This is a genomic window from Streptomyces sp. NPDC005533 (assembly GCF_042871845.1).
Lineage (GTDB): Bacteria > Actinomycetota > Actinomycetes > Streptomycetales > Streptomycetaceae > Streptomyces.
This window is the reverse complement of the sequence record NZ_JBIAJH010000024.1, coordinates 22,888-37,035: the sequence shown is the minus strand read 5'-3', so window position 1 is coordinate 37,035 and position 14,148 is coordinate 22,888. Positions and strand designations below refer to the sequence as shown.

Sequence of the window (14,148 nt, the reverse complement as noted above, 5' to 3'; positions counted from 1 at the left end):
GGAGCGCAGACAAGGCGACGCATGTCTCACCCCGCACCTCCCCGCCCATCCGGCGTTCCGGCAGCCCGCAGGCCCGAACTGCCGCCCGTGCACGGCGCCGTCATCTGCGTCGCCGCACCCTGTCTGGTCATCTCGCCGGAGCACGGCCAGCTGACCGGGCGGGGGATCGACGGGATCTACCGCTCCGGGCGCAGGCTGCTCTCCCGTTGCGTGCTGCGGGTCGGGGGCCGGGACCCGGTCGCCGTCCAGGGACGCAGCCTCGGCGCCGACCGGGCCGCCTTCACCGCGACCGTCCGCACCGGTGCCGAGCCCGGCCCCGACCCGGACATCGGGGTGGAACGGGTCAGGCACGCGGACGGCACCGAGCGGATCACCCTGCGCAGCTTCACGGCCCGGCCGGTGCGCCTGCCCGTGGAGGTCCTGCTCGGCACCGACCTGGCGGAGCTCGCCGCCGTGGCCGCCGGCCGGGCGGGGCCCGAGCTGCCCGCCGGGGTGCACGCCGCCGGGCTGCGCTGGAGCACCGGCGAGGCGCAGGCGGTCACCGCGGCGGAGCCGCCGCCGGACGACGCGCTGGCCTCGGCGGGGCTGTTGCGCTGGCAGCTCGAACTGGGTCCCGGCGAATCCCGCACCATCGAACTGCGCACCACTCAGGACCGCACCGAGCGGGCTCCCGCCGGGCAAGTCGCCAACCCGCTGGCCGACGCCCGGGCCGAAGGGGACGACCCGAGGGTCGAGGCGTGGTTCCGCAGCAGCGTCGAGGACCTGGGCGCGCTCCTCCTGAGGGACCCGGAGGCGCCCGGCGACGCCTTCGCGGCGGCCGGAGCGCCGTGGCGGCTGGGCCTGGCCCCGGCCGAGTCACTGTGGGCCGCGCGGATGGCGCTGCCCCTCGGGACCGGGCTGGCCGCGGCCACCCTGCGCATCCTGGCCCGGACCCAGACCGAAGGGCGCGGGCCGGACGCCGGGAAGATCCCGGGCCCCCTGCGCGGAGCGGGCCCCCAGCTGCCGCCCGGGTGCACCGGCACGGAGGCGACCCTGGCCTTCCCCGCGGTGCTGGCCGAAGCCCGGCTGTGGGGCCTGCCGGAAGACGAGGTGGCCCGGCTGCTCCCGGCCGCCGAGCGGTGCCTCGACTGGCTGCGCGGGGCTCTGGGGGAGGACGGCCTCCTGGCCGATCCCGACCCCGGTCCGCGGCGCTGCGAGACCCAGGCCCACGCCCACCGGGCGGCCGTGCTCGGCGCGGACCTCCTCGCCGGATGCGGGCGGCCCGGCGCCGAGGAGTGGCTGGAGCGGGCCGCCGAGCTGCGGGAGCGGTTCCGGGCAGGGTTCTGGATCGACGGCCCGGACGGCGGCCGGCCCGCATCGGCCCTGCACCCCGACGGCCGGCCCCTGCCTCGGCTCACGGGAGCCGCCGCCCACCTGCTCGACACCGGACTCCTCGGCGGCGGCCGGCCGGCCCCGGGGCTCCTCGACCGGGTGCGCTCGGAGCAGTTGGCCCGGCTGCTCGGAGCCCCCGCCATGGATTCCGGATGGGGCCTGCGGAGCATGGCCACCAGGGAGCCGGGGCACAACCCGTTCGGCCACCGCTCGGGCGCGGTGCGGGCGTACGAGAGCGCCGTGGCCGTGGCGGGCCTGGCCCAGGCGGGCTTCGAGAAGGAGGCCGCGGGCCTGCTGCGGGGCCTGCTGGACGCGGCGGAAGCGTTCGGGTACCGGCTGCCGGAGATGTTCGCGGCCGAGCAGCGCACCGCCGGCAGCGCCCCCGTCCCGCACCCGGCGGCCTGCCGACCCGCCGCCGTGGCCGCGGCGGCCGGGATCCACGTGCTGACCGCCCTCGCGGGGATCCGCCCCGACGCCCCCGCGGGCACGGTCGCCCTCGCCCCGCTCCCGGGCGCCCCCCTCGGCGCGCTGCGACTCTCGGGCCTGCGGGTGTCGGGCGAGCCCTTCGCCGTCCGGATCAGCCGGCTCGGCCTCGGCATGGTGGAGGAGGCCGCCGATGCGCTCCAGCTGGGCGGCTAGTGCGATGGCCGATCGCGGCGGGCGGCAGGCCGGGCCGCGGCCCGCCCGCCTCCGGAACAGCGTCTTCAAGGTCACCAAAGAGCTGTTTATCGTCAGGCAGACGACTATGATCGCGGCATGTCGCCCTACGACCCGTCGGCCTTCCCGCCCTTTGCCGTCACCGTCGACCTGGTCGTGCTCACCGTGCGGCGCCACGCGCTCTGCGCGCTGGTCGTCCGCCGGGGTGAGCAGCCGTTCCAGGGGCGCTGGGCGCTGCCCGGCGGATTCGTCCGAGGGGACGAGGACCTGGCCGGCGCCGCCGCGCGCGAGCTCGCCGAGGAGACCGGCCTGTGCGCCCACGATCCCGCCCTGCCCGGCGCGGGCAACGGCGCGCACCTCGAACAGCTCGCCACGTACGGCGACCCGAAGCGGGATCCGCGGATGCGTGTCGTCAGCGTGGCGCATCTGGTACTGGCTCCGGACCTGCCGGCGCCGCGGGCCGGGGGAGACGCCAACAGCGCGCGCTGGGCCCCGGTGGACGAGCTGCTGGCCTCCCACGACGAGGCGGCCACGGCGCTCGCCTTCGACCACGCGCGGATCCTCGCCGACGGCGTGGAGCGGGCCCGCTCGAAGATCGAGTACTCCTCGCTGGCCACCGCCTTCTGCCCGCCCGAGTTCACCGTCGGCGAGCTGCGCCGGGTCTACGAGGCCGTCTGGGGCGTGGCCCTGGACCCGCGCAACTTCCACCGCAAGGTCACCGGGACCCCCGGGTTCCTGGTGCCGGCCGGAGGGACGACGACCCGTCAGGGCGGGCGGCCGGCCCAGCTGTTCCGCGCCGGCGGGGCCACGCTGCTCAACCCGCCGATGCTGCGCCCCGAAGTCTGACACCGCGCCCCACGCGCCGGCCGTCGCGGGCCGGGCGGCGCGGGGACCGGGCCGAGCAGCCGTGCGGAGTCTGAGGGCAATCCCGGCGCCCTGGCGGACCGGTTGCGTAGAAAATCGGACATATCGCGTTATCTTGCTTGCGGTACTCACCCTGCCGCAGAGCGGTCTCACCCCCCGCGAGAGAAGCGATGCTCCAGGCCATCGGACTCACCAGCAAACACCGCCCCGACGCCCCGCCCCTCGTGGACGACCTCACCTTCGAGGCCCGCCCGGGGCACGTGACCGCCCTGCTCGGAGAGCCGGGATCGGGCAAGACCACCGCACTGCGGCTCATGCTCGAACTCGAACCGGGCCGCGGCGTCACCTACTTCCGCGGCCGCCCGCTGCACCGGCTCCCGTACCCCGGCCGTGAGGTCGGCGTACTGCTGGGCGACGTACCCGGCAACCCCGCACGGACCGTCCGCAACCAGCTGCGGATGCTCTGCGCCGCCGCCGGGGTGCCCGCCTCCCGGGCCGACACCATGTTGGAGGTCGTCGGCATCGCCGGCCTCCGGGACCAGCGGCTCGGTTCGCTCTCGCTCGGCATGGAGCGCCGGGTCGCCTTGGCCGCGGCCCTGCTCGCCGATCCGTGCACCCTGCTCCTGGACGAGCCCGGCGCCGGACTCTCCCCCCGCGAGCGCGGCTGGCTGCACGGGCTGCTGCGCGGCCACGCCTCCCTCGGCGGGGCCGTGCTCTTCACCACCGCCGACGCGAAGGAAGCCGCCCGCAGCGCCGACCGGGTCGTCAGTATCGAGGCGGGCCGGCTCGTCGCCGACCAGGACGCCGCCGAGTTCGCCCGGACCCGGCTGAGGCCGCGGGTCGCCGTGCGCACCCCGCACGCCGCCCGGCTGGCCGACGTACTGGGCCGGGAGGCCCGGGCCGCCCAGCGCTCGGTGGAGATCGTCGAGGAGAGCGGCAGCCGCCTCTCCGTGTACGGCAGCAACTGCGCCGAGGTCGGCGAGGCCGCCTTCCGGCACGGCGTGCTGGTCCACCAGCTCGCCGACGAGACGGGCGACGCCGGGTCGCCGACGGCGCCGGTACCGCATGCCCGCGCGTCCGCCCCGGCGTCCACCCCCGCCTCCGCCTCCGCCCCCGAGCACCCTTCGGAGCCCGCAGAGGCCGGACACGGGGACTCCGGCCGGCGCCCCCGGCAGGACCGTCCCCGGCGGCCCGCCTCGGCCGTGCGCCGCGTGGGAGGGCCGCTGAGGCCGCTGCGCTACGAGCTGCTCCGCGTCTTCGGCACCGCCACGCCCGTCCTCACCGCCGCCCTCGTCGTAGCCTTCTCCGTCCTCACCTCCCTGGTGCTGGCCCGGGCCGGGCAGACCCCGCAGAACAGGCTGCTCGCCGCCTGGCCCGAACTGCTGCCGCTGCCGCCCGCCGCCCTCGGCGCGGGACTGCTCGGCGCGCTGGCCTTCGGCGAGGAGTACCGCTACCCCGCACTCGCCGCCGACCGCGGCACCGTGCCCCGCCGGATGGGGCTGCTCACCGCCAAGCTCGGCGTCTGCGCGGTCCTCGCCCTGCTGCTGGGCGCCCTGGCCGTCGCGGCCGACGCCGCCGCCCTCGCGCTCGTCTTCGACAGCGGCCCGCTGCGCACCCCGGTGGAGTGGCTTTCGCCGGCCGTGAGTTGGGCCGGGCTGCTCATCGGCTGCGCCTGGGCCGGCGTACTGGCCTCCGGTGCCTTCCGGTCCGCCACCGCCGGACTGGCCGCGGTGCTCGCCGTACCGGTGATGGTGGTGCCGCTGGTGCGCAAGGCCCTGGAGGGTTCGTCCGCGTACCCGGTCACCGGACTCGGACCCCGGCTGCGGGGCTTGACCTGGGTGCAGTGGCCGCCGGAGGCGGACCGGCTGCTCATGGGGGCCCTGCGGGTGATGGCCCAACCCGTCGGGACCGCGCTGGTGCTGTCGCTGATGGTCCTGTTGTGCGCCTATGGGTTCACCGGACTGCGCAGCCGGGTCCGTTGGTGATCGTTCCGGTGCCGGAGATATCCCGGACGGGACCGTTGCCGTCCGTGTCGCGTCAAGCGGACCGCAACTCCCCGCAAAAGGCCCGGTTCTTTACGATAAGTCGTCAATTGCGTAGGTGGCACCGATCACCCTTTCGTGTGCTTTTCACCAAAGACCTCAAGGGTCATGGAGGCACGGCCGACAAAGGATTCGTGAGTACCCTTGCGCACACCATGATGACCGCCGCCCGCCACGCCGACTCCGGCCTCGCCGGCCCGGGCGAACTCGACCGCTACCCCTACGCGGAGGCCCCCGGGTCCGACCGCGTCGGAGCGCCCCACTGGGACGGCGCCGACGTCGAGTTGGGCCGGGTCGGCCGCCGCGCGGCAGGCAGCCGCGGCCGCGGACTGCACGGCCAACTCGTCCAGCAGCTGGGCCAGATGATCGTCTCCGGCGACCTCGGAGCGGACCGGCCCCTGGTCCCCGAGGAGATCGGCCAGCGCTTCGAGGTCTCCCGTACGGTCGTCCGCGAATCGCTGCGGGTCCTGGAGGCCAAGGGCCTCGTCAGCGCTCGCCCCAACGTCGGCACCCGGGTCCGCCCCGTCGCGGACTGGAACCTGCTCGATCCCGACATCATCGAGTGGCGCGCCTTCGGCCCCCAGCGCGACGACCAGCGCCGCGAGCTGGGCGAGCTCCGCTGGACCATCGAACCGCTCGCCGCCCGCCTCGCCGCCGGCCACGGCCGGCCGGACATCCAGCAGCGCCTCGCCGACATGGTCGAGATCATGGGCCACGCCCTCGGCCAGGGCGACTCGATCACCTTCGCGCGCGCCGACAACGAGTTCCACGCGCTCCTCATCCAGGTCGCCGGCAACCGCATGCTGGAGCACCTCTCCGGCATCGTCTCCGCCGCGCTCCAGGTCTCCGGCAGCCCGATCACCGCCTGCGACCGGCCGAGCGAGACCTGTGTCGCCCACCACGCGCGGATGGTCGAGGCCATCGCCGCGGGCGACGCGATCGGCGCCGAGAACGCCATGCGCCAGCTCCTGACGGTGCATCCGGAGGTAGAGCGCGTGGTCCCCGCCCCGCGCGAGCACTGACGGGCGGACGCGCGGGGGAGTGGGGGTGTGCAGGACGTGTCGCCGGGCCCGGTCGGGTCCGGCGACACCCGTGTGGGGCGCTCCGTCACGGCGCTCCGGCCCCGTCCGGACGGCCGTGACGGCCCCCTGACCGGCGTCCGTCCACCCGGGGTGTGACTCGGGCCACGAAGATTGCGCGTAACACTCTGCGAGGTCACGCGATGACCTAAGAGGTGATGGCCGACGGAGGGAAGACAGCAGCCCTTGGGGGTGCTGTGCAGCTCCCCGGCCCCTGCCCGCGCCGCCGGCCCATCCCCGGTCAGTGGTCGTCGGCTCCGGTCCAGCGCCACCAGGCCCGGCGTCGGAAGCCGTTCCCATCGTTCCGAGAGGTTGTTCGTGTCGGCCAGCACATCCCGTACGCTCCCGCCGGAGATCGCCGATTCCGAGTCTGTGATGGCGCTCATCGAGCGGGGCAAGGCCGAGGGGCAGATCGCCGGCGATGACGTGCGTCGGGCCTTCGAGGCTGACCAGATTCCTGCGACCCAGTGGAAGAATGTTCTGCGCAGCCTCAACCAGATCCTCGAGGAAGAGGGTGTGACGCTGATGGTCAGTGCCGCGGAGTCGCCCAAGCGCACCACCCGCAAGAGCGTCGCAGCGAAGAGCCCGGCCAAGCGGACGGCCACCGAGCCCGTCAGGAAGACCGCGGCCAGGACGACGGCGGCGCAGCCCGCGGACGGCGCGCCCGCCGCGGCCCCGGCGGCCGGGACGGCGGACCCGGAGACCGCGGACGTCCTCGCGGAGGAGCCGGGAACCGAGCCCGCGGCCAAGAAGACGGCGGCGAAGAAGACCGCCGCGAAGAAGGCCGCGCCCGCCAAGAAGACCGCGGCCAAGAAGACGGCGGCGAAGAAGACCGCGGCCAAGAAGGACTCCGACGAGGGCGGCGACGACGAGACCACCGACGAGGGTCCCGACGCCGTCAAGGCCGAGGCCGACGAAGAGGAGGAGAGCGGCGAGAACAAGGGTTTCGTCATCTCCGACGACGAGGACGACGCCCCCGCCCAGCAGGTCGTGGTCGCCGGCGCCACCGCCGACCCGGTCAAGGACTACCTCAAGCAGATCGGCAAGGTCCCCCTCCTCAACGCCGAGCAGGAGGTGGAGCTCGCCAAGCGCATCGAGGCCGGCCTGTTCGCCGAGGACAAGCTGGCGAACTCCGACAAGCTGGCGCCCAAGCTCAAGCGCGAGCTGGAGATCATCGCCGAGGACGGCCGGCGCGCGAAGAACCACCTGCTGGAGGCCAACCTCCGCCTCGTGGTCTCCCTCGCCAAGCGCTACACGGGCCGCGGCATGCTCTTCCTGGACCTGATCCAGGAAGGCAACCTGGGCCTCATCCGCGCGGTCGAGAAGTTCGACTACACCAAGGGCTACAAGTTCTCCACGTACGCGACCTGGTGGATCCGGCAGGCGATCACGCGCGCCATGGCCGACCAGGCCCGCACCATCCGCATCCCGGTGCACATGGTCGAGGTCATCAACAAGCTCGCCCGCGTGCAGCGCCAGATGCTCCAGGATCTGGGCCGCGAGCCCACCCCGGAGGAGCTGGCCAAGGAACTCGACATGACCCCCGAGAAGGTCATCGAGGTCCAGAAGTACGGCCGCGAGCCGATCTCCCTGCACACGCCGCTCGGCGAGGACGGCGACAGCGAGTTCGGTGACCTCATCGAGGACTCCGAGGCGGTCGTCCCGGCCGACGCCGTGAGCTTCACGCTCCTGCAGGAGCAGCTGCACTCGGTGCTCGACACGCTGAGCGAGCGCGAGGCCGGCGTGGTCTCGATGCGCTTCGGCCTCACGGACGGCCAGCCCAAGACCCTCGACGAGATCGGCAAGGTCTACGGGGTCACGCGTGAGCGGATCCGCCAGATCGAGTCGAAGACGATGTCGAAGCTGCGGCACCCGTCCCGCTCCCAGGTGCTGCGCGACTACCTGGACTGACCGCTGCGGGGACGACGCGGTGGCCGCGCGGGTGCGCTCGGCCACCGGGCATCCCACTCTGGGTGGAGTCATGCACACTCGGAGTCAGGAGGCCTCATGCGTCGTCCCTTTGCCCGTGCTCTGGCGGGAGCGCTGACCCTGGCGGCGGGAGCGGCGGCAGCGCCGCTGGCCCAGATGCCGCAGGCGGCCGCGGACAGCGTGGTGATCGGCGGGAAGCCGGTCAGCGTGGCCGACAGCCCGTGGGTCGTGGCGCTCGCCAGCCGTGACCGGTTCGGGGGTACGCGGGGCGGGCAGTTCTGCGGGGGAGTCGTCGTGGCTCCGACCCGGGTGGTGACCGCGGCCCACTGCCTGGGCCGCCAGGTGCTGGGCGGCCCGGTCGAGTCCGTGCCCGACTTCCGGGTGATCGTCGGGCGTACGGAGCTGACGGCGGCCGACGGCCGGGAGATCCCGGTGCGCGGGGTCCGGGTGAACCCGGCCTACGACGCGCAGAGCAACGCGGGCGACCTCGCCGTCCTGGAACTGGCCGAGGCCGTGCCGGCCCTCCACGTGCTCCCCCTGGCGGAGGCGGGGCATTCCGCCTACGAGGTGGGCACCGAGGCGGCCGTCTACGGCTGGGGCGACACGAGCGGTTTCGGTGACTACGCGTACGCGCTCCGGGCCGCGCGGGTGACGGTGCTCGCGGACGAGGTGTGCGGGAGGGCCTACCCGGGGGACGCCGACGGGCAGTACCGCGCCGAGTCCATGGTGTGCGCGGGGGACGGCGACGGCGGCAAGGACGCCTGCCAGGGCGACAGCGGGGGACCGCTCGTCGCTCAGGGGCGGCTCATCGGGCTGGTCTCGTGGGGGCGCGGCTGCGGGCGCGCGGACAGCCCGGGGGTGTACACGCGCATCGCCCCCCTCGCCGGCTTCGTGACAGCCCCGGAGACGGGCGCGCAGCCCGGCGGGGCCCAGGACGCCGCATGGGAGGCCCGCAGGCGCTCCGTACCCGGTGCAGGGCCCGTACAGGGGCACCGCCCGGGCTAGCGACCGTACCGGCCGCCCGCCCCGAGCGCGGGCGGCCGTGGATGTGAGGACGGGCGGCACCCCTGGGTCTCAGGGGTGCCGCCCGTCGACCGGCATCGCCGGTCCTGGCTCGTCGGATGCGAGGTATAGGCCTTGTGTCAGCGGTCCTCGGGTTCGGCATTGGCAGCCGGAGCGGACGTAAGCCGCTCGGTCTCATCCTGTATTTCCGCGGCGATCTTCTTGAGTTCCGGCTCGAACTTGCGACCGTGGTGGGCGCAGAAGAGCAGTTCACCGCCGCTCAGCAGGACGACGCGCAGATATGCCTGGGCGCCGCAACGGTCGCATCGGTCAGCGGCCGTCAGCGGGGTCGCGGGTGTCAGAACAGTAGTCACGTCGCCTCTTCTCTAGCTCGACGAGCTGTCGTACCAGGGTCAACATCCAACCAGGCCGAAAACGTTCCCGCTCGCGGCTTTTCCTCGAAACTTCCTTCCGAAGCTGGCCGGCTGTTGCCGGTTGGCGGCGAAGGAGCCGTATTGCGTTGCTTTACGGTTTCGCGTTGTCAGTCGTGCGCTTGTTGCAGTTCCATCCTCCCCCGGCGTGAGTGCCAGGTTGTTCATGAGGACGTGCCCGAACCCTAAATGGTTCATGCGCGGAAGGGAACGTGATGTTTCCTTCACCCGCCCGGGGGATCGAACGTTCGTACGGATCTGGACTAGGGTGAGGAGCGCGCGAGGGTGGCGTTGCATCGGCTCTACCTGGCCTCGGTACCCTTCGAGCGGCAGCCGAGCCACCCCTGCGCCCGACAGGGCCAGAAAAGAAATTCAGCGAGGAGCGAACTGCGTGACCGCCGACACGTCCGTGCCTTCCAGCGCGCTGCTGTCCGGAGCAGACCGGGACGGTTCCAACTACACCGCGCGGCACCTGCTCGTCCTCGAAGGGCTGGAGGCCGTCCGCAAGCGCCCCGGCATGTACATCGGCTCGACCGACAGTCGTGGCCTGATGCACTGCCTGTGGGAGATCATCGACAATTCCGTCGACGAGGCCCTGGGCGGCTACTGCGACCACATCGAGGTCATCCTCCACGAGGACGCCTCCGTCGAGGTCCGGGACAACGGCCGCGGCATCCCCGTGGACGTCGAGCCCAAGACCGGCCTGTCCGGTGTCGAGGTCGTCATGACCAAGCTGCACGCGGGCGGCAAGTTCGGCGGCGGCTCGTACGCCGCCTCCGGCGGCCTGCACGGCGTCGGCGCCTCCGTGGTCAACGCCCTCTCCGCCCGGCTGGACGTCGAGGTCGACCGCAACAGCGCCACCCACGCCATCAGCTTCCGCCGCGGCGTCCCCGGGATGTTCACCGAGCAGGGACCCGAAAGTCCGTTCGATCCCGCAAACGGCCTGCGCAAGGTCAAGCGGATCACCAAGGGCAAGACCGGCACCCGGGTCCGCTACTGGGCCGACCGCCAAATCTTCCTCAAGGACGCCCGGCTCAACCTGGAGACGCTCTACCAGCGCGCACGCCAGACCGCCTTCCTCGTCCCCGGCCTGACCCTTGTGGTGCGCGACGAGCGCGGCATCGACGGCGCCGGCAAGACCGAGGAGACGTTCCGCTTCGACGGCGGCATCAGCGAGTTCTGCGAGTACCTCGCCCAGGACAAGGCCGTCTGCGACGTGCTGCGCCTGAGCGGCACGGGCACCTTCAAGGAGACCGTCCCGGTCCTCGACGACCGCGGCCACATGACGCCCACCGAGGTCACGCGCGAGCTCGGCGTGGACATCGCCCTGCGCTGGGGCACGGGCTACGAGACCAACGTCAAGTCCTTCGTGAACATCATCGCCACCCCCAAGGGCGGCACCCACGTCTCCGGCTTCGAACGCTCGGTCGCCAAGACCGTGAACGAGGTGCTGCGCTCGGCCAAGCTGCTGCGCGTCGCCGAGGACGACGTGGTCAAGGACGACGCGATGGAGGGCATGACCGCCGTCGTCACCGTCCGCCTCGCCGAGCCGCAGTTCGAGGGCCAGACCAAGGAGGTGCTCGGCACCTCCGCGGCCACCCGGATCGTCGCCGCCGTGGTCGCCAAGGAGCTCAAGGCCTTCCTGACCTCGACCAAGCGTGACGACAAGCAGCAGGCCCGCGCCGTGATGGAGAAGATCGTCGCGGCCGCCCGGACCCGGATCGCCGCCCGGCAGCACAAGGAGGCGCAGCGCCGCAAGACCGCGCTGGAGACCTCCTCGCTCCCCGCCAAGCTGGCCGACTGCCGCAGCGACGACGTGGAGCGCAGCGAGCTCTTCATCGTCGAGGGCGACTCGGCCCTCGGCACGGCGAAGCTCGCCCGGAATTCGGAGTTCCAGGCGCTCCTGCCCATCCGGGGCAAGATCCTCAACGTCCAGAAGTCCTCGATCTCGGACATGCTCAAGAACGCCGAGTGCGGGGCGATCATCCAGGTCATAGGAGCCGGCTCGGGCCGGACCTTCGACATCGACGCGGCCCGCTACGGCAAGATCGTGCTGCTCGTCGACGCCGATGTGGACGGCGCCCACATCCGCTGCCTGCTGCTCACGCTCTTCCAGCGGTACATGCGGCCGATGGTCGAGGCCGGCCGGGTCTTCGCGGCCGTGCCGCCGCTGCACCGGATCGAGCTGGTCCAGCCGAAGAAGGGCCAGGACAAGTACGTCTACACGTACTCGGACAACGAGCTGCGCCAGACCCTGCTGGAGTACCAGCGCAAGAACATCCGGTACAAGGACTCGATCCAGCGCTACAAGGGTCTGGGCGAGATGGACGCGGACCAGCTGGCGGAGACCACCATGGACCCCCGCTTCCGCACCCTGCGCCGGATCAACATCGGCGACCTGGACTCGGCCGAGCAGGTCTTCGACCTGCTCATGGGCAATGAGGTGGCACCGCGCAAGGAGTTCATCACGAGCTCCGCGGCGACCCTCGACCGCTCGCGCATCGACGCCTGACCCGGCCGGAGCCGACGGTCGGCGCAGCCCGCCGCCACCGGCTCCGAGACGCCTCACGGCACACCGGCGCTCTTCCCTCCATCACCTGTTGGAGTGAAGAGCGCCGGTACACCAGTCCGGAAAGCGACTATTGAGCACATCCTTGTGAGCACGCGGCCAATGCGGCAGCGGACAAGGAGAGTTCGGTGGACAAGCACGAAGGTCGTGATGCCGGAACGATCCGGCTGGACGACCCCTGGTACGACGCGCTGGCCGTCGGCTGGGGCGAAGGCGAGGAAACGACCCCGCCGCGCCCGGCCCCCGGCGGCAGCCCCGCGCACGGCGCATCCGACATCTACCTCGAAGTGCAGCGCAGCGCCGCCTTCCAGGAGGTCCGCAGCCGCTACCGCGGGTTCGTCGTCCCCGCGACCGCCGGCTTCTTCCTCTGGTACGTCGCCTACGTGGTCGCCGCCACCGCCGCGCCCGGCCTGATGGCGCGGCCCGTGGTGGGCGCGGTCAACGTGGCCATGCTGGCGGGGCTCGGCCAGTTCCTCACCACCTTCCTGCTGACCTGGGCCTACGCCCGGCACGCGCGACTGCGCCGGGACCGGGCCGCGCTCGACCTGCGCTGGACCGTCTTCGAGCAGGAACGCGACCAGGAGCGGACCCGGGCGAGGGGGGCCGGCCGGTGACCACCGAGCACCAGACCCTCGCGCTGATCCTGTTCAGCGTCTTCATCGCGGTGACCCTGGGCATCACCACCTGGGTCAGCCGGAACCGGCACGGGTCGGCGGAGGAGTTCTACGCGGGCGGCCGGTTGTTCTCACCGATGGAGAACGGTTTCGCCATCGCCGGCGACTACATGTCCGCCGCCTCCTTCCTCGGCATCTCCGGCCTGATCGCCCTGTTCGGCTACGACGGCATGCTCTACTCGGTGGGATTCCTCGTCGCCTGGCTGGTGGTGCTGTTCCTGGTCGCCGAACTGGTCCGCAACTGCGGGCGCTTCACCCTCGCCGACGTGGTCGCCGCCCGGATGAGCGAGCGCCCGGTGCGGATCGCGGCCGGCACCTCCTCGGTCGTCGTCTCCGTGCTCTACCTGGTCGCGCAGATGGTCGGCGCGGGCAGCCTGGTCGGCCTGCTTCTCGGCGGTTCGAGCGCGGCGGCCCGGACCCTGACCGTGATCGGGGTGGGTGCGCTGATGGTGGTCTACGTGTCCTTCGGCGGGATGCGGGCCACCACCTGGATCCAGATCGTGAAGGCGGTCCTGCTGATGGGCGGGGCGATCACGCTGACCGTGCTCGTCCTGCTGCGCTTTCACGGCGACTTCGACCAGCTGCTCACCAGCGCCGCCGACCGCAGCGGGCACGGGTCCCGGTTCCTCGGGCCCGGCCTCAGGTACGGCGGGGACTGGACCGCCCGCGTCGACTTCATGAGCCTCGGCCTCGCGCTCGTCCTCGGGACCGCCGGGCTGCCGCACATCCTGTCGCGCTTCTACACGGTCCCCACGGCCCGGGCGGCACGCCGCTCGGTGGTGTGGGCGATCGCGCTCATCGGCGGCTTCTACCTGATGACCATCGTGCTCGGCTTCGGGGCGGCGGCGCTGGTGGGCCCGGACGAGGTGCGGGCCTCCAACGCCTCGGGGAACACGGCCGTTCCGTTGCTCGCGGCCTTCCTCGGCGGGGGCGCGGGATCCACCGGCGGCGCGGTGCTGTTCGCCTTCGTGGCGGCCATCGCCTTCGCCACCATCCTGGCCGTCGTGGCCGGCATCACCCTGGCCTCCTCGGCCTCCGTCGCCCACGACCTGTACGCCTCCCTCAAGCGGCGCCGCGCCAGGCAGCGCAGTGAGGTCTCGGTGGCCCGGGCCGCGGCCGTCGGCATCGGGGCGGTGGCGATCGCCCTCGGACTGCTCGCCCAGGACCTCAACGTGGCGTTCCTGGTGGGGCTGGCCTTCGCGGTGGCGGCCTCGGCGAACCTGCCGGTGCTCCTGTACTCGCTCTTCTGGCGCGGCTTCACCACGCGGGGAGCCGTCTGGTCGGTGTACGGGGGCCTGGTTCCGGCGGTGCTGCTGGTGCTGGTCTCGCCGGTGGTGTCGGGCAGTCCGGAATCCCTCTTCCCGGGCGTGGACTTCCAGTACTTCCCGCTGCAGAACCCGGGGATCGTCTCGATCCCGCTCGGGTTCCTGGCGGGCTGGCTGGGCACGGTCACCTCGGGCGAGGAGCCGGACGAGGCGAAGCACGCGCAGACGGAGGTCCGCTCGCTGACCGGCGCCGGAGCGGTCTGAG

General features: G+C 72.7%; 10 protein-coding genes. 9 read left to right on the top strand and 1 reads right to left on the bottom strand.

The genetic code is table 11. The features are described from left to right. Nucleotides 1-21: 21 nt before the first annotated feature. From ACFYP3_RS23600 to ACFYP3_RS23575, 6 genes are all read left to right on the top strand, one after another. The gene (locus tag ACFYP3_RS23600) at nt 22-2,010 is read left to right on the top strand and encodes a glycogen debranching N-terminal domain-containing protein (RefSeq protein ID WP_388835809.1); all 1,989 of its coding nucleotides are present in this window, start codon (nt 22-24) and stop codon (nt 2,008-2,010) included. Between the two features lie 117 nt (nt 2,011-2,127). Next, on the top strand, nt 2,128-2,874 hold the full coding sequence (locus ACFYP3_RS23595; RefSeq protein ID WP_388835806.1) for an NUDIX domain-containing protein: 747 nt from the start codon (nt 2,128-2,130) through the stop codon (nt 2,872-2,874). Nucleotides 2,875-3,062: 188 nt separating this feature from the next. Beyond that, nucleotides 3,063-4,877, top strand: coding sequence for an ATP-binding cassette domain-containing protein (locus tag ACFYP3_RS23590; protein ID WP_388835803.1), 1,815 nt, complete (start codon nt 3,063-3,065; stop codon nt 4,875-4,877). A 137-nt stretch (nt 4,878-5,014) separates the two neighbouring features. Then, nucleotides 5,015-5,956 carry a FadR/GntR family transcriptional regulator gene (locus ACFYP3_RS23585; protein WP_388835800.1) on the top strand — a complete coding sequence of 314 codons (942 nt, stop codon included), beginning with the start codon at nt 5,015-5,017 and terminating at the stop codon, nt 5,954-5,956. Between the two features lie 369 nt (nt 5,957-6,325). Then, on the top strand, nt 6,326-7,924 hold the full coding sequence (locus ACFYP3_RS23580; RefSeq protein WP_388835797.1) for an RNA polymerase sigma factor: 1,599 nt from the start codon (nt 6,326-6,328) through the stop codon (nt 7,922-7,924). Between the two features lie 96 nt (nt 7,925-8,020). Continuing rightward, entirely contained in the window at nt 8,021-8,947 is a 927-nt protein-coding gene (locus ACFYP3_RS23575) for a serine protease (protein WP_388835794.1), read from the top strand. Nucleotides 8,948-9,084: 137 nt separating this feature from the next. Here ACFYP3_RS23575 and ACFYP3_RS23570 read toward each other — a convergent pair whose 3' ends face one another. After that, the gene (locus ACFYP3_RS23570) at nt 9,085-9,318 is read right to left on the bottom strand and encodes a hypothetical protein (protein ID WP_030016583.1); all 234 of its coding nucleotides are present in this window, start codon (nt 9,316-9,318) and stop codon (nt 9,085-9,087) included. A gap of 448 nt (nt 9,319-9,766) precedes the next feature. Here ACFYP3_RS23570 and ACFYP3_RS23565 point away from each other — a divergent pair, with 448 nt between their 5' ends. The 3 genes from ACFYP3_RS23565 to ACFYP3_RS23555 all read left to right on the top strand — a co-directional run bounded on the left by ACFYP3_RS23565 (nt 9,767) and on the right by ACFYP3_RS23555 (nt 14,147). Next, nucleotides 9,767-11,887, top strand: coding sequence for a type IIA DNA topoisomerase subunit B (locus tag ACFYP3_RS23565; protein ID WP_388835791.1), 2,121 nt, complete (start codon nt 9,767-9,769; stop codon nt 11,885-11,887). A gap of 185 nt (nt 11,888-12,072) precedes the next feature. Continuing rightward, nucleotides 12,073-12,558, top strand: coding sequence for a DUF485 domain-containing protein (locus ACFYP3_RS23560; RefSeq protein WP_388835788.1), 486 nt, complete (start codon nt 12,073-12,075; stop codon nt 12,556-12,558). Continuing rightward, nucleotides 12,555-14,147 (top strand): cation acetate symporter, encoded by a 1,593-nt coding sequence (locus ACFYP3_RS23555; protein WP_388835785.1) that lies wholly within the window; start codon nt 12,555-12,557, stop codon nt 14,145-14,147. Before ACFYP3_RS23560 ends, ACFYP3_RS23555 begins: the two co-directional genes overlap by 4 nt. Nucleotide 14,148: the final 1 nt, after the last annotated feature.